Here is a 23,165-nt window from a genome sequence, read left to right as displayed (position 1 = left end):
ATCAGGCCTCATCGTTCAGGGGATCGTCGCCGATACCGGCAAGGCGCGCTGCAAAGACAGCCTGTGCAAGCTTTTCGGCAAGGGCATCGACATTCATCTGGCGGAAGTGGTCAGCAATGATGCGGCGGGCATCGTCGAGGCCGCCGGCGTTCGCGAGCTTCTCCTCCAGTCCGTCGATCATTGGCGCAACCGCCCAGCCGTCGTCTTCAATCAAGCTGTCGATCGAGCGGTCGATGGCGTCGGCGGGAGGCGCGACAGGTGCTGCACGATGGGCTGCAACGCCGACAGGTTTGCGCTTTGCGGGCGACGGCGCGGCCTCGTCTGTCCCCTCACCGGCTTGCGGCGCCGGCGCGCGGCTGGTGGCAACGAGCAGCTCCTCGTCGGCTTTCGGTTCGGCAACACCGAGCTTGCTGCGCACAATCCCCTGCCCGACTTTGCCGCCCATGTCGACGAAGGTCTTGACGTTGCCCATCCACTTATCGAGATCGATCGCTTCGGGGCGGCCGATCTTGATCAGCGGATACTTCTTCTGCGGTCCCTTGTTGAGGTCGATGTAAGGCTTGACCAGGTCGCGATTGAGGGACGCCGCAAGCTGCTTGGCATCCGATCGCTCGATGTCCGCCTTGACGCCATCATGGACCTTTGCCTGGGCATAGCCGCTCGACCCGCTCATATCGGTCGTGCCGGTCTGGCCGAGAACGAGTTTCGAAACCTGGCGGTCGAGCCAGTCCGAACGCTTTTCGTAAAGCTCGTGCGATCCGGAGATGTCGGCCTTCACGAACTCGACGGCCATGCTCGCCGGCACGATCGCTGAGTAATCGACCCCGATATTGGCAACCGCCTGCAGAAGGATTGCCTTGTCGCCCTCGCTGGCACCAGGCCCGTATTTTCCCAAGCGTAGCGGCTGGCCGTAGGCCTCGCAGAAGATCGCCCAATCCTTGCCGGCGAAACTCTTGAACAGGAACGTCCAACAGACCGCGCGAGCAATACCGCCACGGATCGGCAGGCCGGACTTCACCTTGGCCTGGTGAAACACCCATTTGAACGGTGCGAGCGGCTGGTCGCCGGCGGGATCGCGCAGCAATGGGGTTTCGCCATCCTCATCAGCAAACCGGAACCAGCGCGGATCTCGCCACTTCAGAGCGGACGGCTCCCACTGTTTTTCCGACGTGTCCCACATGATCTCTGTGCATGAGAAGCCTTTTCCGGTCGCATCGAGAATGTCGACAAGCTCGGTCTCGAACGCATCGCGCTTGATGAACTGCCGGATCATCTCGGCGTTCTCAACGTCCTCAGGCGTCTCGCCCGCCTCCTCGACGGTGATTTCGAGGCCCGCGACCTGCAGCTTACGACTGCCGAGCACGCCGGCATAGTGCAGGTCGCGTTCTTCCATGTCCTCGGCCAGTGCGAGATATGCTTCGGGATCACCGTTGACGCTGGACTGTAAAAGCCGGGCAAGTTTGCCGGGCGTTAGGCCGCTTGCCTGGTGTTCCGTGTTTGGCCGGCGCACGCCCGCCATGGTCGGCGCGGCCTGCTCTTTCTTCAGTGCTGCCGTGCTTATCGGATTGCCGTACTGATCGAGGAGTTGCGGAGCCATCAATAAAGTCCTCTCGATCGACGCATGGACGCGAGCCTGTATGGCGCTCCATCGTCACGATCGGTGTTGGGAGTGTCGAATTTCGAAGGCGCCGGCGGCACGGGAACGTAGGAGAATTCCGCCCACTGCATTCGGCTGGCGTAGTAGGCAAGCGCCAGGGCAACCGCATAGTCGCCATGACGCTTCTTGCTTTCGCCGCCGGTCCTGAGATCGGGAATGCGCGGGATGCCTCGGATGACCTTCACCAGGCGAAGGTCCGACATATGGTCGGCGTTCTTCGAGATCGAGATCGCGCCGTCTTCGAACGCCACTTTGAGCGGCGGCATTTCGGTGCGGTACCAATCCGAATTAGAGGTGAACTTGATCGCCTCAATGAGGCCGGCCGGCTGTTCCGTTGTGCGGAGCCCGAAGTCGCGCCCCATGTCTTCGGCGACGGTCCAGCCCATTCCAGTCGCATCAAAGGCAGCGCCGACCAGGCGCTTGGCTGATCTAAGAATGGTGCGGATGATGAGCTTCTGTTCATCACCGGGGACGTTTCGCATTTCGACGGTCAGCGCGCTGCGGCGCTGCATATCGAGCGTGATCGCCAGCAGCGTGGCAACCGAAAGGTCGGAGACGCGGGCGAAGTCGAAACCAAGGGCATGAAGGTGTAACGGATTGAGCGCGGCGAGCGCCTCATGAAGCTGTTCCAGGAACGGCTCCATCAGCGCCTGTTGAGCGAGCTTGTCGAGCTGCAGGTAGTTCGCTGGCAGATCCAATGTCAGCACCGGCGCATCCGAGGTCATGCGCGCCTCAATGAGCGGCCCAGTCAGCCAGGCGCCGTTCCCCATCGTGGGAATGCAGAACAGTTCCTCATCGGCGCCGTCGCCGTAGAAGCTGATGATCTCCTGCCGCCACTCGGCCTCGGCTTCCGGCGTCCATTGCTTGCCGGTCACGAGGCAGATGCGCTCGTAAAGGCCTTCCTGCAGCGCCTGGTCGAAATCGATGCGCAGATGCTGATAGTTCGACCGGCCGCCAAGGATATCCTGGATCTGCAGGTTGAATTCGTTTTCGGTCCCGTTGTGGGTCGAGCAGACAACCACCTGACCGCCCCACATCAGGAATGCCAGGGCAGCTTTCAAAAGCTCCTTGAGATTATCGACGAAGGCGGCCTCGTCGATCATGACAACGCCCTGCTTGCCGCGCAGCGATCGCGGCGCCGACGACAGACCGATGATTTCGAAGCCGGAGGCAAACCGGATGCGGAACGCCTGGATCGACCGCTGCCCCTCGTCGTCGCCATCATCGAAGAGGAATTCTTCCATTTCGAAGGCGGCGCTGGAGAAGGCCCGCGCCCACATGGCGCATGCGTCGATGAACTCGCGCGTCATCTCCTGGGAATAGGATATATACATCACGTCCATGCCGCCGGCCTGCTTGGCACGGCCGGCGCGCAGAACGGCATATGAGGCAAAGCCCCATGTCAGACCGATGCGTCGGCTCTTCTCGATGAAGAGAACACGGCAGGCAGCGCTTTCAAGAAGTGCGATCGTCCGCCGCTGATAGCCCAGCAGCGCGCGTCGCTCGCCATGCTTTTGGACAAGATCCAAGACCGTGTCAGAAGAAAGACGCCGCAGCTCGGCCCATTGCTCTTTTGTCGGAAGCGCCGTCATTTCGTGACGCCCAAGATGCGATCGAGGATCTCGTTGGCGCCGTCCTCAGTGAGGCCCCTCACCTTAGCAACCGCCTGAACGGCTTCCTTGGCCTTGGCTGCGAACTCGGCTTCGGCCTTCTGCCTGGTGGCAAGGGAAACACCCTGCGCCTGCGTTGCCGATCGGAGCGCATTCGCTAGCGACATGGCGCCCTTCGGATCGAGGCCGGCTTCACCTGCATTGGTGAGCAGTTCGAAGACGAGCGTCTTGATGGCCTCGGCGGCAATCAAGGTGAGATTGTCGGATGCCTTCGCGTCGAACTTTTCGGCGATCGTGGCGGCAATCTCGCGCGTCTGGTTGAGACGGCTGGAAAGCGTGGCGAGTTTGATGCTGTAGCGATTGAAGGCCGAAAAGCTTGGAATGCGGAAATCCAGCTCGCCGCGGAACTCTTGCTGAAGCGCTTCCATCTTGCTAACGAACTCTGAGTAGATATCCGTCTGCGTACGGTCGCGGTCCTGAAGCTCGCGCGCTGCCCAGGCGACAATTTCAGAGCACTCTTCCGGCAGAAGCTCGATGCCAGACAGGCGGCTGCGTCCCATCTCACACCTCCGGCGAAGGGCGGGCAATTCCTTCGATGACCGATCGCCGCTCGACATGATCGATGCCGGCCCGGGTAATGCTGGCAATCATGACCGTGCCGGCCTGGACGACAGTGACCGCGTCCAGTTCTTTCAGCTTGTTGAGCTGGGTGCGGATGTATTCCCGGCTGCGGTTGTGACCAAAGGTGAGCAGCAGCTGCGTCAGCAGCGCTTCGTTCATGCGGCCATCGGTCTGATCGTTCAGACCGCGAAGGATGATGAGGCGAGCGTCCCGCGCCGAATGTTCTTCAAAGGAGACCATTATCCAACCTTGCTATCTTCTCTCAGCCAGTCGTCGATGCGGTGAACCGTCCGCTGCACGCTGGCCACTGTTTCCTTCATGGTGCTGACGGCGCCGCCGAGTTCGCTTATCGCCAGCTTCAGATCGTTAACCTGATCCTTCGTAGGAAGATGCTTCAGCTCGCCCTCGATGGACTGGATGCGGCGGTCATGGTCGATCAGTTTCGATTCCTGCGACGCCTGTTTCGACCGAAGCGCCTCTTCACCCGAGGAAGCCCAGCGATTGAGGTGCCCGACGATCGCGATCACCGACAGGATCGGTGAGCTGATGATCGAGGCCCACATGAAGAGATCCTTCAGCTCCATCAGGGCGCTACTCCATTGTGGACGTCGATCGCGGCCACTGCGGCGGCTCGGCGCCGATCGCAAGACCGGATCTCGAAACGATCGGCGGAGCTCATGTCAAAAACCTTGGCTTCAGGCGCTTTGCCGGTGGCCGGATCGACCTCGGGCTTAGGCGCCGTCTGGCATGGCTGACGCCATTGATCGGGAACGGGAATTTTTGCGGGGCTTGCCGCGATCGTGACAACCGGGCGCTCTTGATCAGTCGGGGAGCAAGCCGACGCGATCGCCGCTAAGGCCACAGTCGTTGCCATGTGGAAGAAGCGCATTCTGTTCCCTCAAATTGTGGAGCGCGATTTGATCGGCACGGTTCTTGTCGGCCATATCCGATTGGATCTTGACGATTGCAGCGGCCTGATCGGCAGCTCGCTTGTTGAGGTCAGCGTTCGACTTCTCGATCTTGGCAGTCCAAAAGCTGTCTCGCTCCCTGCCCTTCAGCGCGACCGCATCGTCGATCATGCCTCGAAGCTCGCGCAGGCACAGCAGGACCAAGATCAGCACGGCGATCGCGAGGACCGCCGCTCCGATGAACCGAGCCGCCGGCTTCGAAAGCAGCTCGATCATTGCACTTCTCCGGACGTGCTCGGCTCGTCCCTCGGATTGTAGGGCGCTGCGCTCGAAGCCGTTTCTGCAGCGGCACGGAAGTCCTGAGCGCCGGTGATGCGATGAATGCCGAGCATGCCGGCAATAAGGAGAAAAGTGCTCGGCGTGATGACCGGTGCCAGGGCGACAGCCTCCGACGAGTGGTAGACGATCGCGCCAATCAGGATGAACGTGTTTGCAAGCCATGCCAGCCAAAAGGACGCCCATAGCTGCCGGCGCGTCAGCGTATAGCTCGGCTTCAAAGAGCGGTGATCAGGCTTCATTTTGGGAAACCTCGCCGTTCGGCTGAAGACGGAGGCGGCCGGTAACCGCGCGCTCGCCGGTCTTCGGCCAGCGGATCCCGACACAACGAGCCTTTGCCACTCGCGTGATCGAGACGGAATTGCTCTGGTTGCCGCCGAGGACGTGATAGCTGTCGGCGTCTTCCCCGACATAGAGGCCGACATGACCGCCGCCCTCGCGGCTGAAGACGAGCAGCGCGCCGAGCGCCGGCTCACGCAAGCCCTGGCCAAACTGTGCCCATGCGAGGGCGGAAAGCGGATTGGACGGAAGCGGCTCGCCAGGCAGGGTCAGCCCGAAGCAATGGGCCATGAACAGGCCGCACCATGCCGTATCGTCATCCTTGTAGAAGGAAGCGACCCAGCCGCCCAACGCCTTCGCCCAGGACAGGATGACGGGATTGGATTTCGGGCCGGAAACTTCCCGGATGCCCAGGAGACGCCGGCCTTCACGCATCCAGGAGGGTTCGGCCGGAATTGCGGGAGCTGTTGGATCATTGCCGAACAGATCGCGCGAGTTGCCAGTCTGGCGGAGCACGGCAACGGTATCTTCGTCGGCCACGCCCGTGACCTTCAGCCCCTCGGCCTGTTGAACGCGTTTGAGAGCCTCAACAACGGCGCGGCCGTAGGCGCCGTCGGAAACGCCTGAATATGCCCCGTGTGCGCGGAGGCGGCTGATAAGCCACGCGTCGAATGTCATGATTTTATCCCTCAAATGTGGGATAAAACTGCTTTATCGGGAGGAGTTTTACCTGCCCCTCAGACAAGGGGGGCAACGGTCAAAAGGGAAATGATATCTGGCGATCGCGCCCGTTACGGCCGTTTAAGATACGCCGAACGGTCTCGTCGGTGACCCTGAGTTCTCGGGCGATCGAAAGCGTTGACCAGCCCTGCACTTTTAGCTTTCGCGCCGTCCATTCGCGAGCGATCGGTACGCGATTAATTTGACCTGGCCCGAGAACCTTGGCAAGGCTCTTCATAGCTTCGACGCCAATGGCCGCAACCACATCGCTATCACTTCTCGGGTCGGACGAGAGATAAACCGGGGCACCCCCAAAGCGCATGATAAACTTGAGCGTCAGATCCTCGCCGATCGCATCGATATAAGGCTGAAGATTTTCAGGGATCTCGATCATCGGCTCAGCGCTCCGGTGCGATCGTGCAGTTCGTTTTCGATTTCCATCTGCCGAAGTGTGATTTGCCGGACGCGCTCCTCCAGAGCGAGACGTTTGTGCGCGTGCGGCCTTAGCTTTGAAATCCGGACGAGCAGCTCCTCACGGCTCTCCTGGAGGCGGAAATGTTCCGCCTGCTTCTCCCAGGTTAGGTGTGGAAGCTGCGCGTCCATCAGTTTTCGGAACCCGTGCGGCGCTGGCGGATCTGCTGTCCCAAGTGGTTCATGACGGCCTGCCAACCCGAACCCTTCACGTCTTGGAGAAGCGCTGCGCCGGTGAGGCGAATAACCTCCTGGTCAAAGCCCTTGCGCACCATGAGACCAGCGCCCGGCGTCAGTAACTTCCACTGCGCCCAGGCGACCTTCGCGCCATCGGTGGAAAGCCAGTCATGGCCGTTGGTGTTGCCGTAGGAGACACCGGCCTCACGACGGATCCAGCTTTTCAAGGCTTCGATCGCCCGGCTGGCGTCTTCGGCATAGACGAGAAATCTCGTGTGCTCGATGCCGGTCTGGCGCTTGACGAACGCGATCAGCGCGGCGTCATCACGCTCGCGGACAATGCCAAGGTTCCAAGCGGCGATCCAGAGTGCCTGTAGCTTCTTGGCAAACTTACCGGTCAGCTTATGCCGGCCGTCAGCGCGCCGAATTGCACCAGCTGGCACGAAACCCTCATTGCGGAATACCGTGAGCACCTTCTGGCGCTCGCCTTCGGTCATGTCCCTGGTCGAGGATTTGCCCGTGATGATAGTCAGCTTTGCCCGATATGTATCTTCATCCAGGCCGAGTTGACTTTTTGCGATGTGGATTGCCGCAATCGACGTGATCATTGCGGCATCCCGCAGCTACCGAAATCTCGGCCGCCGTGCGATCCTGCGCTCAATTGTCGCGCTCTCTCGCCATGGTCCGTGAAATGAACGCCCTCGCGATCTTCTCGCTCGTTGCTTCCGGCCTCGTGTTCATCGTCATGATGCGAGTGAGCAGAGACACGGAAAGTGGTAGCGGCCGAAAGATATTTCTGGCGCTGCTGGCCGCGTTTTTCACCGCTGCGTTTTTTGTTTTCTTGGGGGTTACGGCACCGCAACCCCAGGCACCGCTTATCAACATAGCGATGCAGATTTTCCGCGTCTTCAAACCCGATCATCGCGGAGAATGGGCAGCATGGATAAGTGAGTACCAGACGTTGATCGGTAGCTTTATCGCCATTGGCGCAGCAGTCGTCACCGTGCTCCAAATGCAGGCGTCCGATACAAAGAGTGATGCACGCCATAGGGAGCTCATTCGGCTGTCGCTTCGTGGAGATTTGGTCAAGGTCCGGCGTGCCGCCACATTTGTGAAGTATGAGCTTTCCCAGCGCATACAAGCACTCGACGACTTTAGAAGATGGTACGAGGAACAGAGTTCCGATCCCCAATGGCCCGAGAAAGTTATCAATAGTCCAGAAATTTGGGGCTACTTTGAAGCACTCAAAGGGTTCCGTCTGGTGATGTTTGGACAATCTGTCGATGAGATCGGACCGATACTGGACGAAGCCTGCCACATCACGCTCATCGAACTGAAAAACTCTATTGAATTGCTCGAGGAGAAATGGAGAGAGACCCGCAGTATCTATCACGATGAACATCGTGAACTTTCCACGAGATACCCGCAGCTCGCGCCGGAGATCAAAGCGTCCAACGAGGACTTTAAATACCTTGCTGAGCAACTTTCGAACGATGGAAAAAAATTCATGGAAGACGTCAGCAAACTCCAACAGCAGACTGAACTCACTATCCGATAACCGAGTTGATATCATTGCCTCACCTCAGGCCTTCGCCAGATCAATGGTGATGGTCTGCCACTTCTCCTCAATGGAGCTGCGGGTATGAAACCGGACATATTCCTTCGATCCAGTGATCCGCATAGCCTCGCGGATCGCGCGCATCGCGTCCTGCCACCGCGCATCCGGGATATCGAGGCGCAAGAGCATGAAGATTTCCGAGCGGTTTACCTTGCCTTCCTTCTCGGTGTTGAACGCCTTGGTGATGACTGCCCGGATCTCGGGCCGACTATCGGCCGACCACTCCATTAGGCATTCGTCGAGCAGCTTCTTGGCGATCTGCAGCTGTGGTCCAAAATCGACGAAGTCAGCGATCTGCACCTGCACCCTCATCAGTCCATCAAAGGTCTGATAGGTGCGGTTTCCTTTGGGACCGCCGATCTTCGAGCCGTATTCCTGTGCGAGCAGTGCGTCGAACTCGCCCAAGTCGGTCATCGTGTGACCACGGAAGCGCTCAATCTGCGCGGACAGGTCCGCAGCAAATCCGATGATCTTCCGAACCACCTCATCTTCGAGCTTGTGTTCGGGCTTAACGTTTTCGACAGGAACGAGGCTGCCCTTGGCATCGCTCATATACTCCTTGCCGTTGACGACGGTGATGCCGGCAGCGCCTTCGGCGTCGGACTGCTGTTCGATGATGACGCTTTCCATTCCAGTTGCTCCTAAAATTGCTGTTTCCAAAACGTCTGGTTGGCAGCTGCGCTCTACGCGCGGCCGCCGCTCGGCGGCTGACTGGTTGGGAAGGCGACGACGTTCGGCCCAACCAAGGCGGGACGGCTGTGGCCGGCGAAAAGCCGTTCCCGCCGTTTCAGCGAAGCCGTTTCCTCTTCGATCTCCTCGGTAAGAGAGATCGCCGTATTCAGGCGCCGGATCAGGTTGCCGACGTCCTCGCTCGTAAAGAACCGGCCGCCGTGGATGCAGGGCTTCAGCTCGTCGCGGATTTCGACCAGGTATGTGGATGGCAAAAGGCAGCTCATGATTTTCTCCCGAAATCCGGTCTGATGACGTTTCCGTCGCTGTTCAAAATAAAGGCGGCAGCTGCCTCTGCGGCGAGCTGCTCGACGACCTCGCGACCAGTCTTGCCGGCCTCGCAAAGCCGGTAGATCTGCACTTCGCGTTCGAGGCTCTGAGCGAGTTTTGCGAGGATCTGGAGATGCTTGCGAAACGCGACGACGTCGGCGTCCTTGGAACGGTCAGGAGAGACCAGTCCGTCAAAGCGCGTCCGCGCGTTGGCAATCTCAGCGCTAAGGACCAGGGCAGCGCTCATCCGAGATCCTCCACGTCGCGGTTCTTCCAGGCGTCCTGGATATCCTTGAGCGTGACGGCACGATCGTCGGCGATCGCGATCATGCTGGCGAGCTTCATCGTTTTGTCGATCTGCCCGAGCGCCCCACCCTTCATGCCGATCCCCGTCAGCAGCTTGACGCTGTCGAGATCGGTGACGTCCCAGGCTCTGATGTAGGCGGCGACGTCTTCCGCGTAAGGCTTCTGGCGCTTCAGGTGTTTGCCGATACGGCGCTTCAGCTGGGCGTAGGACTTTCCCGCAGCCTGCTTGGCAAATCGGGAATAGACTTCTTCGTTACCAACGAGCGCAATGCCGCACTGGTAGATGTCGGAGAAATGGCGGAGCTGGTTGATGGCGTCATCAACGAGGTTCTGGGCTTCGTCGATGATCAGGAGCGAACCGCCACCAATGCGTTGGAGCCTGGCGCCGATCGCGCGGGTGAGTTTGGCTGGATTGTTTTCATGAACCTCCAGCTCCGCCGCCAGCTCGACGAGCATGCCGTGAACCGTGCGGGTGTGGGGGCTGACGGTTGCATGGAAGACATGCGGATGGGTGGCGCGATAGTGCCTGCAGGTGGCCGTCTTGCCGAAGCCGGCGCCGACCGTGATCATCACGAGATCGGCCGTCATCTGCGCCCACTGGAGCGTCTGGGCAATTTCCGCTGCAATGCGGGTTTTCACAAACGCCGGCGACGTCGGGATGGCAGGCATGCCGGCCGCCTCAACGACCGCGTCCACCCATTGGCGCATTTGCCGGTTCATGTTTTCGAGGCGACCGAGATAGGTTCCGGAGAACCATTGGCTGAAGGTGCCCTCCTTCATGGCGCTGCGGCGGGTGACTTCCGCCTTGCTCCAGGAGTTGGCGATCGCCAGCTCCGCGACCTGCTCGCGGATTGCCCGCCAGTCGTCGATGTCGTCGACGTGCTTGGAAAGAAAGTCGATCGAGGGTTCGGGCTGTTCCCAGCCTGTCATCCTACTTGTGTCGACGTGTTTGTTCATACTATGGTTCCTTTGGTTCGCCCTTTGAGGGCTGATTTGGCGGGCGGGGTTGAACCCCGCCCTATTTTTTTGTCGGAACCGGACGCACTACATTTCGGCTCTGCTATTCCGGTCGGACGCACTACTCTCCCGACCGATCCCCCTTCGGGAATTGGATGACCGCGTGCTCGCCCGACACTCGGGATAAGGCGCGGGAAAAACTGTCTTCGAAGGTGCCGTCGTCGCTCGCCGGCTGCTGCTTCAGCGCCAAGTTGCCCCTCGACAGGCGTGTGATTTTTGGACGGATCGGCTCAGGTGCCGGCGGCGTCGCGGGCTCGCCCTTGGAGAGAAGGTCGGCCAGTTGGGCGGCCGTAAGCGCTGCGTTCGCGGCTTTCTCGGCGGCGACTGCCTTCTGATAATCGCGACGCCTTCGTGCGTGCTGTCGAGCCGCTTCTTGATCGTCGAAGCCGGCATCGGCAATGCAAGGTGCTTCGCAGATCAGCGTGTTCTTAAGGTCGTACACGCGGATCGAGCCGTGCAGATTGTCGGGATCAAAGCGGATCGTCACCTTCTGACCGGCATACTGGTTCAGTTCGCGGCTCCAGTAGCGGTTGCCGTGATAGTGGATCTCCCCACTGCCCTTCTGAGCCCGAATGACTTCCGATGCGAGGAGCCAAAGCGAACGTTGCGCCGCTGTCGGCCAACGCACGATAGCTCCCGCTTCAATGCTCGCCTGAAACGTCTCGTCGAAGCTTCTGCCTTTGCAGGTCTGCGACTTGCGGCCGGACCGGGCGTTGTGCTCGGCGATTTCGCGGGCGACATGAGCGCGGAAGCCTTCGAGAGGAACAGCGCGGCTTCCGTAGTTTTCTGGCTTTGCGTCCGGCTTATTGCCCGTATAGGCTCCGGCACAATAAGGGTGCTTGGCGATGTTCTCCGCCAGATCTCCCCAGGCGCGCTCGATCGGCTTCGACTGACCCGAATATGGATTGGTCCAGCGCGGCTCGATGCCGAGCGTGACGAGCAGACCTTCTGGATCCTCCTCCCGCACCTTGAACCGATAGCGGGTCGCCGCACCGCCCGAGATCCATTTCGAGGCGAAGGATCGGCCGTTATCGAGGTAAATACGGTCGGGAATGCCGAAGCGCTCAACCATATCGCCGATGACCAGGCGCACCGTCTCTTTGTTTTCGCTGTCGGAGATGCGCCATGCGACGATCTTGCCGGAATAGAGGTCCTGGATGCCGAGCAGGAACATGCGAACCGGCTGTTGCGACCAGGGCACCGACACGAAGACGTCCAGCTTGTGACCGTCCATGTTGACCATCTGCATCGCATGTAAGTGCGAACGCGTGCGCCGCTGGGCCGGATAAAGCCCCTTCGTCCTTTCCTTGCCTTTTCGCGCGAGTTGCTGGACTGCTGCGGATACTTCCGCGTCAAGGCGACGGCGAAGGGATCGCTCATGCGGTATCGGGGACCATCCCTGCTTCTCGGCGACCTTGACCATGCGGCGATAGCAGGTGGAGAATTTTGGCGCCTCGGCGCGGAGATAGTCCGACGTCAGATATTCCCATGCCTTCGGATGGCAGACGGACCGGCTTCGCTCATTGGTGTAATTCGGAGCCAGCGCAGCAAGCCAGTCCTGGCGGTCGACGCCCTCGACCATACGGCGCCACTCGTAGAGCGCCGACTTTTCCACACCGCCCTTGTTGCAGGCCATGAGGACCGCAGCCTTGGCAGACATGCCGGCGCGCTCAAGCTCATCGGCCATTTGAAGCGTCTTCAAACGGGCTTCACAGATCGTTTTCTGATGTGCTGGCAACGCTTCGTAACGCTGCCAGAGAGCCTTCTTCTCTTGCGCTTTCAGATCCTTGTCGTCATTTGCTGGAGCGGAATGGACGATCAACAAGCGCGTTTGCGCCGCCTGCGGCAGGAGAGAAACGTGATATTCCCATACCGGCTTCGTCTTGCCCTTCACCCGCCGGGCGGTCGCCTCGTTCCCACGCCACTTCGCGCGGGCCAAATTGTCGAGGCTCTTCTCCGTACGCGGAAGGTCGGGCAGGTTTGCAGCGATCAACTCGGCTATGGTGTAGAACTGCTTCACGCTTAACGTCCGCGTCGCTTGATGTTGATGGGAGTGGATCGGAGCGCCTTCAGCTCCTGGGCAAGCGCCCGCTGCTCCTGTTGAAGCCGGGCGATTTCGGCGAGACGTGCTTCGTCGCCCTCAAGCATGATCAGTCCGTCCTCCGAGACGATCAGATCCCAAAGCCAGAGAGCGCCCGTCGCTCGGACAAAAGCCTTGAAACGGACAAGGCTGATGTCGTGGGAGGCCTTGCTTTCCGCTGTGTAGGCGTCGAGCGTCGTCTTGGAGAGATTTGGCAAGCCGAGATATTGAGCCATGCGCGCCGCGACGACCTCACGGCTGTGCGGGCATTCCCTGATCGCCTGCGCCATCGCCCGCTTCAGCTTGGCGCGAAACCGTTCGATGTCGATGGTGACTGCAGCCTGACGAACAGGGAAAAGCGGCTTCAGGAAGAAGTCCAGCTGGGCGGGATGCTTACTCATCGCCGGCCTCGCTACGGATTTCCGCCATCAGGGCATCGGGTTCGTCACCCATGCCGATATGCGACAAGAATTGATTGCGCGTCCCCTCACTGGCGTCTTCCCAGGCTGTGACGAGGCGAGAGAGAAGCGTTGCCTGCTCGACCTGCGCCTTAGACAGCTGCGGTGACGGCTCGACAAGCGCGAGCGCCTTTTTCAGATCCGGTTCGGCGCGAAAAGCGACTGCCGCCTGCCGCTGCTTCTGCGGCTCCATCTTGGCGATCTTCAGAAGCGCCGATTGATTGTCGGCTACAGCCGTGCCTCGCACAGCGGCGCGCACGTCGGGGTGGAGATCCTGCGCAATCTTGTTGAGCCGGAAGTAGGCTCTTCTCGAAAGCCCCATCCGGTCTGCTACGTGAAGAGAAAAACCACCGCTCTCGGCCTCTTCCTCCAATAATAGTGCCAAGTTGGCACTATTTCCCGGCCTGCCCGCCTCGACCTTTCCGTGCTTCTTTTCCCAGATATCCCTGTAGGACTGTACGAACACGGCACGATCCAAAACAGACAGATCATTGCGGAAGAGGTTTTCCGTGATCTCGATGAGTTGGGCTTCGGCCTTGTCACCTTCGACGATCATCGCGTCGATTTCGGGCTCTTCATTGATCTGCTCTGCCCGGATGCGATGGGCGCCGGCGACAAGAGTATATTTGCCGCCATTCGCATTGGGCGTGCTGCGAACGGTGATCGGGTTGATCAGGCCATGCTCGACGATGCTCTGCGCAATCGCGATCGCATGCTCTTCTTCGACAGCGCGCAGCCGCTCCGGAATGACGATGTCTGAAATGAGGATGCGTTTGAACTCGGCCATTATGCGACTTCTTCTTCTGCTGTCGTTTGGAGGGTGATGAGCGCGCGGGCGCGCAGAGCCATCGTCTTGTAGTGAGCCGCGAAACGCAGACTCCCGAGGCGAGCATCAATCGTGCGGAGCGCTCGGTTGATCGCTTCGCGAGAACGGTTCTCGACCTCGACGACGCGCCGCTTCGGCCACTTTAATTCCGTGACCATCAGGTGCATCACGACCTGGCGCGCGAGAGCCGCATCGAACCAGTCGTGCGGCGGGTCGACGATCTCGCCAACCGCAAGATGAGGAAAGCCCTCGCGGACTGCCGCAAAGCAGGCGTGAAGATGCGCGTCATAGAGCGCGTTCTGGTCGAATACGTTCAAGCTCATGCCATCACCCTCGCAACGAGTGCAGCTGCCGCCGCCGCAATACCTGCGACGGTCACGCCGAAAATCAGGACCAGATTTGCAGCCTCGCAAACCGGGGAACGTGAGGGAATGAAGGGGTTGCGCATGTCTAAGCCACCGGGCCGTTTTGGCGTTGTGCCATCGTGGCCGGACGCTCATAGTTCTCGCGGGGTTGAGGGGATTTCCGCAGACCGGAGGCGTGGTAACGCGACCGCCACAGCAGATGTGGCCTTGTACCGAGAGCTGCAGCGATCGCCCTCTCCCCAGCCGCATTCGGTTCCCGGAGCGTCGTTCCAGCCGTTCCACGCGGGAGTTGATACGTGCGATCGATATCGAGAAGAGCAAGGCCGGCGGTAAAAAGCCGACCTTTGATCGCTGTCATCTCAGCAATCTTGTCGATCGCCTTTCGGGTCTTCTTGTCCGCCTGCTGGGGCCGGTGCATAGTGGATCCTCGTTTTGATGAGGGAGGCCCTGGCCGGCCTCCCTTTTCATGGGTGATTTGGTCCGTATCTATGGATCGATGTAATTCCAAATATGGGATTACGTCAATCCATTTTTGGAATTTCGTATGGAAGATTTGGAAGAGGATCAGGCGATCCGCGATCGACTATCTGCCGCCATCGCGAAGACAGGCGCGAAGCAAGTCGCCGATCGCACGGGCATCCCTTTGGGAACACTCAATAAATATCTCGCAAAATCTTCCGGTGCGTCTTTTGCAAACGTCGTCAAGATTGCTGAGGCAACCGGAACTGACCTCGGTTCCCTCGCTGGCTCTCATTCCAAATTTGGAATGCTTGCTGGAGGGTTGGATGGCACTTCTTCGGCTCGCAATGATATCGTTCGGCTGCCACGATTCGATGCCCGAGCTTCCGCAGGTCGTGGGCTAGTGCCGGTCAATGAAATGCCGATTGGAGAAGTAGCGTTTGGTCGCGACTTCCTGCGCAACCTCGGTGCAAATCCCGAATATTGCTACATTCTGGAAGCCCGTGGCGACTCGATGTGGCCGACCATCCCCGATGGGGCCTTGCTTATAGCGGATGCCTCAAAAACGGAGGTCGATGACGGGCGCATCTATCATTTCAACGTGATGGATCGTGCCCTAGTCAAACGCGCTCGCTGGTCGTTGGACGGCAAGCTTTTCCTGACCTCGGACAACATGGCGGCCGGGTATCCTCCGGAAGAGTTTACGGCCGATCGCATTGACGAATTGCGAGTTGGCGGACGCATCATGTTTACGGGGCACGCCCCAATGCCGGTCCGATAATCCACCTGTCATCCACAGGCAGTCCGTACGCCAATTCGGCTCACTCTCCGGCGCTAGCGCAAACTATTTCCACACCCATAGCTGAGTACGGAAGATACCTCATTGACATTGCAACCCATGCGAACAAAATAAGAACATCGGTTGTAAGAACGAAAGGATTTGCCGGTGTCATTGTGTGAGAAATTTATCGTTATGCCATTTAAGAAAATTCGCGGGAACATTGCTCCCGGTGAAATGCGGCAAGCTTCTAATTCCGCAGCAGCAGAGCGTCTTGCCGGCGCGATGGCAGAGAGGTTCATTGGCGTGGCTGCTTATGCCGTGATGGTAGACCTGGAGAGCGGCGATATGAGCAGCCCGCGTGTTCTGTGCCAATACGGCGAGACCGCTGATATCGCGGCTTGAAAGCAACGTACGACAAGCATGGCGGGGGGCGCTGTAGCGGCCCTAGCCTATCAGAGCGATCGCTCGGAATCGCTGACATAACGAGCGCTTCAGATTTCATGATCGCTCGCGCGACAGCCAAATCCGTTGTGTTTGACGGCGTACGTTCGTGGAATCTATGTTGTCAAAATTGCTGACAATTCCACGTGGAAACATCAATGCCTTCTATTAATTTGCCTTGGGTAGTCGGCCCAGTTCCAATCGTGGCTACGACATGGTCAGCTTATGTAACGGCGTCGACCCTCTTGTATCGAAGGAAAATGACTGGAGATAGCTTTGTCGCCGCATTTCTACTTCCGTTAGGTGTCATTTCCGGCACTGGACTTTTGTTTTTACCAACATACAATCTGCGCTTCGTGATCGTTGTAGCGCAATTACTAACAACGCTTTGCTTCCTCGCAATATGTACCTCGCAAAAGATAAGGTGCGGCGATACGCTGCTTGCGCCAAGAGGAGAAACGACGCGCAAAGATTTGTTTTGGATTTTGTATTTTAGTTGCATAATATATGTTTTTTATTTTGTATTTGTATTCTTTTTTCCAATTTCGTCCGCCTGCACAATTGCTAAGTGTTATGCCTTGGAAATATTATTTGGCGGAAAGATTTACAATTTCTCCGTATTGTACTTACTAAGTTATACGGGATCCATGATCCTGAGCTTGATAATTTTGATTCTATTTCGGGCTCTGCTGCCTTAGGGGCCTGCCAAGTGCCACCAGTGAGGTGATCCCCGCGAGCGGCTATCGCAGGCTGAACCAACATGCAAACAAATGCCGATTATAGAAAAACCGAGGGCGTAAAGACGCCCTTGGACAACGCCGGGTGCTACCGCACCTGCTGCCGATCCCACCGTTTCACTCAACGACGGCTATCGGCCCTCGGCGGACTTTACACGATAACGTCCTGGTGAATGGCAACAGATGTGCAATGCATTGTTTCGATTTGACTGAGAGCGAAACGGGTGCGAATTGTACGGTGTGTGACCGGGGAGTTCGGCGACGCCGCCTTCCTGATTTATTGGCGGCATGGCTTTCCTAGAAACACGCTTGCACCGTCAAAGTTTCGGAAAGGCCTGCATAATCCTGATCCTGCTGAAGATAAGATCAGGCGAGCTTTGATTGAAAGTCGTGCCCACCCCAAAACCAAAACGGCCGGACCTCATGCATCCGGCCGCTTCGTATCCTGGTTTGCGCGACACGCTTGTGTCTCGGAGAGACTGATCTGCTGACTATCTTCTCAGGCGCTGTCTCGACGTCAAGTTAGTACACAGTGGTATGCGAAGACCATGTGCCGAATCCTGGATGGGTTGCGGTGGCCACGAAAAGGGTATGCGGCCCGCTGAAGATTGGACTTGTGGAGCCGTACACTACATCATTGTCCACTATAGCAACGTTATTACCTAAGCTCGTCTTGTTCTGTTGCTCCGGACTGTTCATTACAATTTGGAGTTTGAGTTCTTGCACTGCAAACGAATTGGCGCCAGCTTCATCAGTAGACACGCTTGCTCGTCCCCAAGCGTGCGCATGAAAGATGGACCACTCCACGTTTCCGGACACATGTAGCCATAGCGTTGTGTCTAAAAATGATCCGTCACGCACTTCAATTCTGCGAGTGACGTTAAAGGACCCCGCCTTTGCAGTAACTTCATTTTTCTTTAAGACTTCGAGAAGCTCGGATTGTATCTCGCCAGACATGATATTCACCCCCATGATTACGTACCCTTCGATACACCTAGAAATAAATACCCAGTAAGAATAAAGTCAATAAAAGACTCGACTTTTAATTGTGCGCTTGGTTCAATGACTCAGTTCAAACTGGCAATCCCACCGGAGGCATGACGTGGCATTTGTCGAGAAAATTATAACTTATGGAAACATTCCGGGTACAGCTTTTCCCGAATACAACAACATTCGATCTCTCGCATTCGCAGGCGGCACATTCGTAGACCGTATAATAGTTAACGGCGATGCGCATGGGGGACCTGGAGGAACACTTTCAGAAACGATGATCTTGGATGAAGACGAATACATTAGAGACATAACTCTTCGATCCGGCGGTGTAATTGACACGATACACGTTTCAACGAACAAAAACAAAACGCTTCAATCCGGAGGTATTGGGTTGGGCGGCGGCGTACTCCACTGCGCTCTCGTGGGCGGTCGATTGCGCGGAATCTCTGGCATGGTAGGCTATTTTCCCGGGTTTGCGCTTCCCTTGATCAGCCGCCTCACTTTTCGGGTCGACATGCCGGATCCGCCTTACGTTAAAGATGATTGCACCAAGTGGTAGCAATGTTATCGGGCCGCACCATGCTCGATGTGCCGCCTGTTGCGCATCCACCCCAGCGTAAGGCCAGCCATGCACATTCTGTCAGCGCATAATCGGAGCGAGTTCCTTGCCACGCCGCAACTGGTTCGGTTCGACTACACAAAGGGCAAGGACGAGTTTGAGCCGACCCTGCTGATCAAAACAGATGCCCCTGTGCTCAAGCATCTCACGCGCGGTGCCCGGCTACAGTTGATGATTGCCCAGGTTCGTGGTGATCGACTATTCTACGGTCTGATAGTGCACGATGATCCCACGTCGCCAGGGATCATCTGGTCGGTTCTAGAGCGCGAAGAAGAGCGTAAAGCGCTTTTCGGCCTAGCGGAGGGGAAGCCGCTACAGGTCTTTCTGTTCAACGAATTGGCCGTCAATGTGGCCTGGGTAGGCATGTCCTTGGATCTCAGAGGCAGCCGATTGGGATCGCTCGCTGCTTATGCAAGCCTCGGCAAATTCAACCACTCGGAGATGGGCGCGACGATAGACGGCCTGTTCATTCGCTCGCGAGATGGTGACGCCAGCGATTCAACTTTCCTTCATGTCGACCTCCCCATAGTTCCGCGCTGGAACCCCGTGAGGAACTCGCTAATCACGCACCGGGCGGGTGTCAGTGAGCTTGATCTCTTCGATCTCGACGAGGGGCGTCAACAGGAAAAGCTTGTTATCTGGCTCGCCAATAACCTTCATCCCTTAACCGTCATTGACCAGCCGCAGATCATGAAGGGCGGGCGACTTCGTGAGCTGACCGACATCCTTCTGAGCTATTCGGGCGGGACTTTCATTTTTGAGTCCAAAGCGCTCGCGCTTCTTAATCGCGCAAAGCTTCCCGACAGGACAAAGCTCAGCAAGAATGTGCTTGCTAACATCGCCAAGGCGTTCAAGCAACTGAAGGGCGCGGCTCGCCAGATCATCGACGGTGCAAAGATCTACGACCTTGAGGGGTGTGAGCAGGAGGTTGAACGGCATCAGCCGATCCACGCGATTATCCTCGTGCCAGATCTGCGTTTGCTGCCCAACGAGTTTGGATTTGAAATGATGCTCGAATTCGTGGAAGCGACACGGGGGTATCTTCACATACTTGATCCATCGGAATTACTGCGGATCGTTCAGGTAGTGGAGGAGCTCGTTCGTCGCAGCGAAAGTCAGACGATAACGCCCATGATGGCGCTTGGCAGCCGGTTCATTGCGCGCATGGATACCAGCGTTGAAGCGAAATCGCTGAACGTCGAGATTATCACGCGGTTCGAGAAATCTTCTTAGCGGCGCGGGGCTAGATTAACCTCAGCCCTCGAAGCAAGTTCACATCCAACCTGCGCGGATTGCGCGCCGTTGAAGCCTCTCACGCGCTACGCAGCGAGACCGTTGGGAACTGAGATTGCACCGTTGAACGTCAGATGTGAGGACGCAGCGCGGGCATTGCAAAACGGCCGCAATGTGGAAATCTCCCCGGCATCGGACGCAAGCCATCCGATTGATTTCTTTCCTCATTAGAGAATGTCGAAAGATTTCCGCGTTCCCGTGGAAATCTTTTTTGCTGGAAAAGCCAAAAGCGCGACGGGCGCGCGGTCGCTTATTGCGTCGCGAACAAGCTAAGAATCCTTGTTTTGTAGGCTTGAAGGGAATTTGAAGGCGATTGGAGGTTTTCTCGAAAGCATTTTGAGGCAAACATCCAATTCAGGCAGGTTTCTCTGTGAGCCTGCCCTTTTGCAATTCGAACTGTCAAAGATAACTGAAGGGATTTCCCGCTCCGCCCCACCTAAGAGCCTGATTTTAGGCGTCTTCGCATACGATCCCGGATAATCCCAGAGATTCCCACATATTCCGGATACTGGTGTCACACAACAACGGCGAAATACTCCGCTACGTACACATTTCGAGCCGGTTTGAGAGGCGCGGAATGTATCTATGGAAACGAGAGAACGGATTCACTTTTCAACAAAGGATTCCCGTTTGCGCACCGAACACGTATCCGCTGATATCCCCAATCGGCATGACGCTGATCGCCGTACCAACGACAACCCGCACCGGCTCATAGCGGATTCCGAAAGCTGGCTGTTCCGGTTCGGTCGGCGGCGACACAGGATCAGAAACGGCGGTCAACGTGCCGCTCGTCGGAGATCGCCAAACAATTTCGCCAGCCGTGGCGCTGGACGTAATCAGGATGGCCGCGATTGAGATCACTTTAGCCGAGACTTTCACTACTTGGCCAAGCCCTTGATGATTTCAAGGCAACATTTGGAACAACATTCACCTACGGAGTCTCGCCACGGACGGACTTCAGAAAGTCTTGGTGGATTTGACGCCCTCGTACACCTTGCTCATAGCGGCCTGCAGCGCGGTGACCTGATCATCATTCGCTAGACCCATGCCTGTGAGGGCATGTTCAATCGGGTCTCAGTTTCCATTTCTCGTATCTTCGTACCCCATTGGCATCTTATTCGGATGGGATAGGAATGTTATTCGAACGGCATTGGGGGCGCTATGAAGATCGAGTTCTTCAGAGATTGGAAGAAGCGGCTTGAGGCCGATGCACAAAAGGATCTGGACAAACTCGACCGGGAGGACCGGATGCTTGCCGATGCGACGCCGCAGGAGTATGTCGCCTACTTTATCGGCATAAACTCGCGAAGGATCGTGACCGAGCTGCGGATCATCAAATGGATTTTGTTCGCGCTGCTTGTGGTAGTGCTGCGCATCGCAGCTCATCTGCTTCCTGATGACTGGTGGTTCCATTGGCGTTAGGAGCGCCGTTGGGCCGCCATATAGGAAGTTTGTGAGGCGGCTTGAGGTGCCCCCATGGCCGCTGTTGATGTCGAGCCTCATTGGGCAGGCGCCAGCCAAGGCATTTTTAGGAAGAGCTCTGGAAAAGATCGGCTCTTTGCATAATTTCCCGCGCTGCTGAGGCGGACGATTGCGCGCCAATCTTTAATGAGCTTCTGTCGATCCCCGACCCCGCTCCTTCCCGACATGCCGGATGAATAGATCGGGATTCGTCCGGATCGAACCATCTACTTGATCCCCAACTCCACGCCTTTCGTCACCTTCGGCCGACCTATCGTATTCTTTAGCCAGCATTCGGACTTCCTGGGCACATAAGAGAATGCCTTACAGGCATTGTCGCCGACGCAGGCCGTGAAACATTGCAGGTAATTGCTTCCCCTAAGACGCTTATAGTCGCCACCGGGAAGATCGACGCCGGAATAGCTTGAAAAATCGGATATGATAACATCCGCGGCCTTCGAGGATGCATAGGCTGCAACGGCATCCGAATTCCGGATCAGGGCGACGACGTTATCCTTCAGGAAGCAAACACCGTGCTTCGTGTTGTAGGTAATCGCCTTGCATTAGCTGTCACTTTCACAAATCCCGTGGCACCCGGAATAAGTCACGTCCTTGATGGACCGGTAGTCAAAGCCAATCGCGTCGTAGCCTCGGGCATCAATCAGCGAGGACGTGGTCTGTGCGGGCAAATGCAGCGGAAGACACCGCCATTCATTGCCCACCCCTCATATTCATGATAGCTTAACTACACTTTCGCGCTTGTAAGCCAGGGATGGCAAGACGGGGGTGCGCGATGAATGTCTTTTGGATCAGCTTCATCTGTTTCGGCCTTGGGATTTCCGCAGCGTCCGCGGGCCCACTGCACGATGCGGCGCGCGAGGGCAATGTCGAGCGTGTCAAGCAGCTTGCCGATCAGGGAGCAAACCTCGCTGAACTGGATGATACGGGCGAGCCGGCGCTGCTGATTGCGGCCCTGTCCGGCAAGGCCGATGTCGTCACTCTTCTTCTTGATCGCGGTTGCGACATCGAAATCCGCAACAAGGGTGGGCTGACGGCCCTGCATGCGGCGGCCTATGGCGGCCATCTCGATATCGTGGAACTGCTGGTGGCGAAAGGCGCCTCCGTCAACGATCACAAGAACTTCTACAGCATGACGCCGCTGCATGCGGCAGCCGAAGAAGGCCATGCCGATGTCATCGCTTTCCTGCTCGCGCAGAAGGCCGATATCGAGCCGAAGGAAAGAAACGGCTATACGCCGGTGACCCAGGCTGGATGGCGATCGCACTGGGACGCGGTCACTCTATTGTTGAAAGCAGGCGCCGCCTGTCAGGGAGCGGACCTCACGGGTCAGTGGCTCTATGACGAATGCACGAAGCGAAAATGAGCGTGCGCACCTGAAAACGGGAGCATTGAAATGTCTCACTGGAATGGATTTGTGAAGGCCGCAGCTATAGGTGGCCTTGCCGTCCTGCTGCTGGCAAACGAAGCCGCAGCAGAAGACTTCGTCAATACGGGCTATTTCGGGGATGTGGCGATCAAGGGCTATGACCCGGTCGCCTATTTCACTGATGATAAAGCCGTGGAAGGGTCGCCGCAATATTCCCATCACTGGCTGGGCGCGACCTGGTATTTCGCCAGCGCCGAGCATCGTGACATGTTCGTCAAGGATCCTGGCAAATATGCCCCACAATATGGCGGCTACTGCGCCGATGGCGTATCCTTCGGAACGGTCACCACCAATATCGATCCGAATGCTTGGCGGATCATCGAAGGCAAGCTCTATATCAGCTACGATCCGGGTGCGGCCGACGGACTGGTAAAGAACCCGACGAAGGTGGTCGACTCCCAGAAGCACTGGTCGGAAGTGCAGAACATCCTGATATCGGAGAAGGCGCAGAAAGACTGGCAGCATCCGTCTGCCCAGTAGGTGACC

General features: G+C 57.6%; 31 protein-coding genes. 8 read left to right on the top strand and 23 right to left on the bottom strand.

The genetic code is table 11. The features are described 5' to 3' along the window. Position 1 precedes the first annotated feature (1 nt). From ACR9ZQ_RS09210 to ACR9ZQ_RS09160, 11 genes are all read right to left on the bottom strand, one after another. Entirely contained in the window at positions 2-1,597 is a 1,596-nt protein-coding gene (locus ACR9ZQ_RS09210) for a DUF935 domain-containing protein (protein WP_481427611.1), read from the bottom strand. Then, positions 1,597-3,186, bottom strand: coding sequence for a terminase large subunit domain-containing protein (locus ACR9ZQ_RS09205; protein WP_481427610.1), 1,590 nt, complete (start codon positions 3,184-3,186; stop codon positions 1,597-1,599). The genes ACR9ZQ_RS09210 and ACR9ZQ_RS09205 overlap by 1 nt, the downstream gene beginning before the upstream one ends. A gap of 59 nt (positions 3,187-3,245) precedes the next feature. After that, entirely contained in the window at positions 3,246-3,827 is a 582-nt protein-coding gene (locus ACR9ZQ_RS09200; protein WP_481427609.1) for a DUF3486 family protein, read from the bottom strand. A 1-nt stretch (position 3,828) separates the two neighbouring features. Then, positions 3,829-4,128, bottom strand: coding sequence for a VpaChn25_0724 family phage protein (locus tag ACR9ZQ_RS09195; RefSeq protein WP_481427608.1), 300 nt, complete (start codon positions 4,126-4,128; stop codon positions 3,829-3,831). Continuing rightward, positions 4,128-4,472: a DUF2730 family protein gene (locus ACR9ZQ_RS09190; protein ID WP_481427607.1), complete on the bottom strand. Its 345-nt coding sequence runs from the start codon at positions 4,470-4,472 to the stop codon at positions 4,128-4,130. The genes ACR9ZQ_RS09195 and ACR9ZQ_RS09190 overlap by 1 nt, the downstream gene beginning before the upstream one ends. 237 nt (positions 4,473-4,709) lie before the next feature. After that, positions 4,710-5,072 (bottom strand): hypothetical protein, encoded by a 363-nt coding sequence (locus tag ACR9ZQ_RS09185; RefSeq protein ID WP_481427606.1) that lies wholly within the window; start codon positions 5,070-5,072, stop codon positions 4,710-4,712. After that, the gene (locus tag ACR9ZQ_RS09180; RefSeq protein ID WP_481427605.1) at positions 5,069-5,374 is read right to left on the bottom strand and encodes an NAD(P)+ transhydrogenase beta chain; all 306 of its coding nucleotides are present in this window, start codon (positions 5,372-5,374) and stop codon (positions 5,069-5,071) included. Before ACR9ZQ_RS09180 ends, ACR9ZQ_RS09185 begins: the two co-directional genes overlap by 4 nt. Beyond that, positions 5,364-6,089: a TIGR02594 family protein gene (locus ACR9ZQ_RS09175; RefSeq protein WP_481427604.1), complete on the bottom strand. Its 726-nt coding sequence runs from the start codon at positions 6,087-6,089 to the stop codon at positions 5,364-5,366. Before ACR9ZQ_RS09175 ends, ACR9ZQ_RS09180 begins: the two co-directional genes overlap by 11 nt. 79 nt (positions 6,090-6,168) lie before the next feature. Continuing rightward, positions 6,169-6,525 carry a hypothetical protein gene (locus ACR9ZQ_RS09170; RefSeq protein WP_481427603.1) on the bottom strand — a complete coding sequence of 119 codons (357 nt, stop codon included), beginning with the start codon at positions 6,523-6,525 and terminating at the stop codon, positions 6,169-6,171. Then, on the bottom strand, positions 6,522-6,734 hold the full coding sequence (locus ACR9ZQ_RS09165) for a hypothetical protein (protein ID WP_481427602.1): 213 nt from the start codon (positions 6,732-6,734) through the stop codon (positions 6,522-6,524). Before ACR9ZQ_RS09165 ends, ACR9ZQ_RS09170 begins: the two co-directional genes overlap by 4 nt. Continuing rightward, positions 6,734-7,387: a gp16 family protein gene (locus tag ACR9ZQ_RS09160; protein WP_481427601.1), complete on the bottom strand. Its 654-nt coding sequence runs from the start codon at positions 7,385-7,387 to the stop codon at positions 6,734-6,736. Before ACR9ZQ_RS09160 ends, ACR9ZQ_RS09165 begins: the two co-directional genes overlap by 1 nt. An 83-nt stretch (positions 7,388-7,470) precedes the next feature. On the opposite strand from ACR9ZQ_RS09160, the gene ACR9ZQ_RS09155 reads away from it, so the two are divergent. Next, positions 7,471-8,337, top strand: coding sequence for a hypothetical protein (locus tag ACR9ZQ_RS09155; RefSeq protein ID WP_481427600.1), 867 nt, complete (start codon positions 7,471-7,473; stop codon positions 8,335-8,337). A gap of 24 nt (positions 8,338-8,361) precedes the next feature. Here the strand turns inward: ACR9ZQ_RS09155 and ACR9ZQ_RS09150 are convergent, their stop codons facing one another. The 9 genes from ACR9ZQ_RS09150 to ACR9ZQ_RS09110 all read right to left on the bottom strand — a co-directional run bounded on the left by ACR9ZQ_RS09150 (position 8,362) and on the right by ACR9ZQ_RS09110 (position 14,866). Beyond that, positions 8,362-9,027 carry a DUF3164 family protein gene (locus tag ACR9ZQ_RS09150; RefSeq protein ID WP_481427599.1) on the bottom strand — a complete coding sequence of 222 codons (666 nt, stop codon included), beginning with the start codon at positions 9,025-9,027 and terminating at the stop codon, positions 8,362-8,364. A gap of 53 nt (positions 9,028-9,080) precedes the next feature. Next, the gene (locus ACR9ZQ_RS09145) at positions 9,081-9,353 is read right to left on the bottom strand and encodes a hypothetical protein (protein WP_481427598.1); all 273 of its coding nucleotides are present in this window, start codon (positions 9,351-9,353) and stop codon (positions 9,081-9,083) included. Further along, positions 9,350-9,643, bottom strand: coding sequence for a hypothetical protein (locus ACR9ZQ_RS09140; protein WP_481427597.1), 294 nt, complete (start codon positions 9,641-9,643; stop codon positions 9,350-9,352). Before ACR9ZQ_RS09140 ends, ACR9ZQ_RS09145 begins: the two co-directional genes overlap by 4 nt. Next, positions 9,640-10,659 carry an AAA family ATPase gene (locus ACR9ZQ_RS09135; protein ID WP_481427596.1) on the bottom strand — a complete coding sequence of 340 codons (1,020 nt, stop codon included), beginning with the start codon at positions 10,657-10,659 and terminating at the stop codon, positions 9,640-9,642. The genes ACR9ZQ_RS09140 and ACR9ZQ_RS09135 overlap by 4 nt, the downstream gene beginning before the upstream one ends. Before the next feature lie 121 nt (positions 10,660-10,780). After that, positions 10,781-12,739, bottom strand: a complete 1,959-nt coding sequence (locus ACR9ZQ_RS09130) for a transposase domain-containing protein (protein WP_481427595.1) — start codon at positions 12,737-12,739, stop codon at positions 10,781-10,783. Positions 12,740-12,741: 2 nt separating this feature from the next. Beyond that, entirely contained in the window at positions 12,742-13,200 is a 459-nt protein-coding gene (locus ACR9ZQ_RS09125; protein WP_481427594.1) for a hypothetical protein, read from the bottom strand. After that, positions 13,193-14,044, bottom strand: a complete 852-nt coding sequence (locus ACR9ZQ_RS09120) for a ParB N-terminal domain-containing protein (protein ID WP_481427593.1) — start codon at positions 14,042-14,044, stop codon at positions 13,193-13,195. Before ACR9ZQ_RS09120 ends, ACR9ZQ_RS09125 begins: the two co-directional genes overlap by 8 nt. Further along, positions 14,044-14,406, bottom strand: a complete 363-nt coding sequence (locus tag ACR9ZQ_RS09115) for a hypothetical protein (RefSeq protein ID WP_481427592.1) — start codon at positions 14,404-14,406, stop codon at positions 14,044-14,046. The genes ACR9ZQ_RS09120 and ACR9ZQ_RS09115 overlap by 1 nt, the downstream gene beginning before the upstream one ends. Positions 14,407-14,533: 127 nt before the next feature. Continuing rightward, complete coding sequence (locus ACR9ZQ_RS09110) at positions 14,534-14,866, bottom strand: helix-turn-helix domain-containing protein (RefSeq protein WP_481427591.1); 333 nt, start codon at positions 14,864-14,866, stop codon at positions 14,534-14,536. 126 nt (positions 14,867-14,992) lie between these two features. Here ACR9ZQ_RS09110 and ACR9ZQ_RS09105 point away from each other — a divergent pair, with 126 nt between their 5' ends. Continuing rightward, the gene (locus tag ACR9ZQ_RS09105; protein WP_481427590.1) at positions 14,993-15,688 is read left to right on the top strand and encodes a S24 family peptidase; all 696 of its coding nucleotides are present in this window, start codon (positions 14,993-14,995) and stop codon (positions 15,686-15,688) included. A 165-nt stretch (positions 15,689-15,853) separates the two neighbouring features. Beyond that, positions 15,854-16,090, top strand: a complete 237-nt coding sequence (locus tag ACR9ZQ_RS09100; protein WP_481427589.1) for a hypothetical protein — start codon at positions 15,854-15,856, stop codon at positions 16,088-16,090. A 1,298-nt stretch (positions 16,091-17,388) separates the two neighbouring features. Here ACR9ZQ_RS09100 and ACR9ZQ_RS09095 read toward each other — a convergent pair. After that, complete coding sequence (locus ACR9ZQ_RS09095) at positions 17,389-17,838, bottom strand: hypothetical protein (protein WP_481427588.1); 450 nt, start codon at positions 17,836-17,838, stop codon at positions 17,389-17,391. Positions 17,839-17,968: 130 nt separating this feature from the next. Between ACR9ZQ_RS09095 and ACR9ZQ_RS09090 the strand changes: the two genes are divergently transcribed. After that, entirely contained in the window at positions 17,969-18,418 is a 450-nt protein-coding gene (locus tag ACR9ZQ_RS09090) for a jacalin-like lectin (RefSeq protein WP_481427587.1), read from the top strand. 69 nt (positions 18,419-18,487) lie between these two features. Continuing rightward, positions 18,488-19,711 (top strand): hypothetical protein, encoded by a 1,224-nt coding sequence (locus ACR9ZQ_RS09085; RefSeq protein WP_481427586.1) that lies wholly within the window; start codon positions 18,488-18,490, stop codon positions 19,709-19,711. Between the two features lie 672 nt (positions 19,712-20,383). On the opposite strand, the gene ACR9ZQ_RS09080 is transcribed toward ACR9ZQ_RS09085, so the two are convergent. Beyond that, positions 20,384-20,551: a hypothetical protein gene (locus ACR9ZQ_RS09080; protein WP_481427585.1), complete on the bottom strand. Its 168-nt coding sequence runs from the start codon at positions 20,549-20,551 to the stop codon at positions 20,384-20,386. Positions 20,552-20,932: 381 nt separating this feature from the next. On the opposite strand from ACR9ZQ_RS09080, the gene ACR9ZQ_RS09075 reads away from it, so the two are divergent. Further along, positions 20,933-21,193, top strand: coding sequence for a hypothetical protein (locus tag ACR9ZQ_RS09075; RefSeq protein ID WP_481427584.1), 261 nt, complete (start codon positions 20,933-20,935; stop codon positions 21,191-21,193). A gap of 266 nt (positions 21,194-21,459) precedes the next feature. Here the strand turns inward: ACR9ZQ_RS09075 and ACR9ZQ_RS09070 are convergent, their stop codons facing one another. Next, a complete protein-coding gene (locus ACR9ZQ_RS09070; RefSeq protein ID WP_481429290.1) occupies positions 21,460-21,672 on the bottom strand; it encodes a PAN domain-containing protein in 213 nt (70 codons plus the stop codon). A gap of 353 nt (positions 21,673-22,025) precedes the next feature. Between ACR9ZQ_RS09070 and ACR9ZQ_RS09065 the strand changes: the two genes are divergently transcribed. Continuing rightward, positions 22,026-22,616, top strand: a complete 591-nt coding sequence (locus ACR9ZQ_RS09065) for an ankyrin repeat domain-containing protein (protein ID WP_477820579.1) — start codon at positions 22,026-22,028, stop codon at positions 22,614-22,616. Between the two features lie 30 nt (positions 22,617-22,646). Then, entirely contained in the window at positions 22,647-23,159 is a 513-nt protein-coding gene (locus ACR9ZQ_RS09060) for a YHS domain-containing (seleno)protein (RefSeq protein ID WP_310389186.1), read from the top strand. Positions 23,160-23,165 lie beyond the last annotated feature (6 nt).

The organism is Rhizobium sp. KNZ14-9A (genome assembly GCF_056755015.1).
This window is presented reverse-complemented; position numbering and strand designations above follow the sequence as displayed.

Bases quoted from the DNA above. Each gene is read 5' to 3' on its own strand.
- ACR9ZQ_RS09210 (WP_481427611.1), bottom strand. From the start codon at position 1,597: ATGGCTCCGCAACTCCTCGATCAGTACGGCAATCCGATAAGCACGGCA.
- ACR9ZQ_RS09120 (WP_481427593.1), bottom strand. From the start codon at position 14,044: ATGGCCGAGTTCAAACGCATCCTCATTTCAGACATCGTCATTCCGGAG.
- ACR9ZQ_RS09150 (WP_481427599.1), bottom strand. From the start codon at position 9,027: ATGGAAAGCGTCATCATCGAACAGCAGTCCGACGCCGAAGGCGCTGCC.
- ACR9ZQ_RS09165 (WP_481427602.1), bottom strand. From the start codon at position 6,734: ATGGACGCGCAGCTTCCACACCTAACCTGGGAGAAGCAGGCGGAACAT.
- ACR9ZQ_RS09140 (WP_481427597.1), bottom strand. From the start codon at position 9,643: ATGAGCGCTGCCCTGGTCCTTAGCGCTGAGATTGCCAACGCGCGGACG.
- ACR9ZQ_RS09115 (WP_481427592.1), bottom strand. From the start codon at position 14,406: ATGAGCTTGAACGTATTCGACCAGAACGCGCTCTATGACGCGCATCTT.
- ACR9ZQ_RS09110 (WP_481427591.1), bottom strand. From the start codon at position 14,866: ATGCACCGGCCCCAGCAGGCGGACAAGAAGACCCGAAAGGCGATCGAC.
- ACR9ZQ_RS09195 (WP_481427608.1), bottom strand. From the start codon at position 4,128: ATGGTCTCCTTTGAAGAACATTCGGCGCGGGACGCTCGCCTCATCATC.
- ACR9ZQ_RS09145 (WP_481427598.1), bottom strand. From the start codon at position 9,353: ATGAGCTGCCTTTTGCCATCCACATACCTGGTCGAAATCCGCGACGAG.
- ACR9ZQ_RS09170 (WP_481427603.1), bottom strand. From the start codon at position 6,525: ATGATCGAGATCCCTGAAAATCTTCAGCCTTATATCGATGCGATCGGC.
- ACR9ZQ_RS09075 (WP_481427584.1), top strand. From the start codon at position 20,933: ATGAAGATCGAGTTCTTCAGAGATTGGAAGAAGCGGCTTGAGGCCGAT.
- ACR9ZQ_RS09135 (WP_481427596.1), bottom strand. From the start codon at position 10,659: ATGAACAAACACGTCGACACAAGTAGGATGACAGGCTGGGAACAGCCC.
- ACR9ZQ_RS09160 (WP_481427601.1), bottom strand. From the start codon at position 7,387: ATGATCACGTCGATTGCGGCAATCCACATCGCAAAAAGTCAACTCGGC.
- ACR9ZQ_RS09185 (WP_481427606.1), bottom strand. From the start codon at position 5,072: ATGATCGAGCTGCTTTCGAAGCCGGCGGCTCGGTTCATCGGAGCGGCG.
- ACR9ZQ_RS09065 (WP_477820579.1), top strand. From the start codon at position 22,026: ATGAATGTCTTTTGGATCAGCTTCATCTGTTTCGGCCTTGGGATTTCC.
- ACR9ZQ_RS09175 (WP_481427604.1), bottom strand. From the start codon at position 6,089: ATGACATTCGACGCGTGGCTTATCAGCCGCCTCCGCGCACACGGGGCA.
- ACR9ZQ_RS09095 (WP_481427588.1), bottom strand. From the start codon at position 17,838: ATGGGGGTGAATATCATGTCTGGCGAGATACAATCCGAGCTTCTCGAA.
- ACR9ZQ_RS09125 (WP_481427594.1), bottom strand. From the start codon at position 13,200: ATGAGTAAGCATCCCGCCCAGCTGGACTTCTTCCTGAAGCCGCTTTTC.
- ACR9ZQ_RS09105 (WP_481427590.1), top strand. From the start codon at position 14,993: ATGGAAGATTTGGAAGAGGATCAGGCGATCCGCGATCGACTATCTGCC.
- ACR9ZQ_RS09155 (WP_481427600.1), top strand. From the start codon at position 7,471: ATGAACGCCCTCGCGATCTTCTCGCTCGTTGCTTCCGGCCTCGTGTTC.
- ACR9ZQ_RS09190 (WP_481427607.1), bottom strand. From the start codon at position 4,472: ATGGAGCTGAAGGATCTCTTCATGTGGGCCTCGATCATCAGCTCACCG.
- ACR9ZQ_RS09085 (WP_481427586.1), top strand. From the start codon at position 18,488: ATGCACATTCTGTCAGCGCATAATCGGAGCGAGTTCCTTGCCACGCCG.
- ACR9ZQ_RS09060 (WP_310389186.1), top strand. From the start codon at position 22,647: ATGTCTCACTGGAATGGATTTGTGAAGGCCGCAGCTATAGGTGGCCTT.
- ACR9ZQ_RS09200 (WP_481427609.1), bottom strand. From the start codon at position 3,827: ATGGGACGCAGCCGCCTGTCTGGCATCGAGCTTCTGCCGGAAGAGTGC.
- ACR9ZQ_RS09180 (WP_481427605.1), bottom strand. From the start codon at position 5,374: ATGAAGCCTGATCACCGCTCTTTGAAGCCGAGCTATACGCTGACGCGC.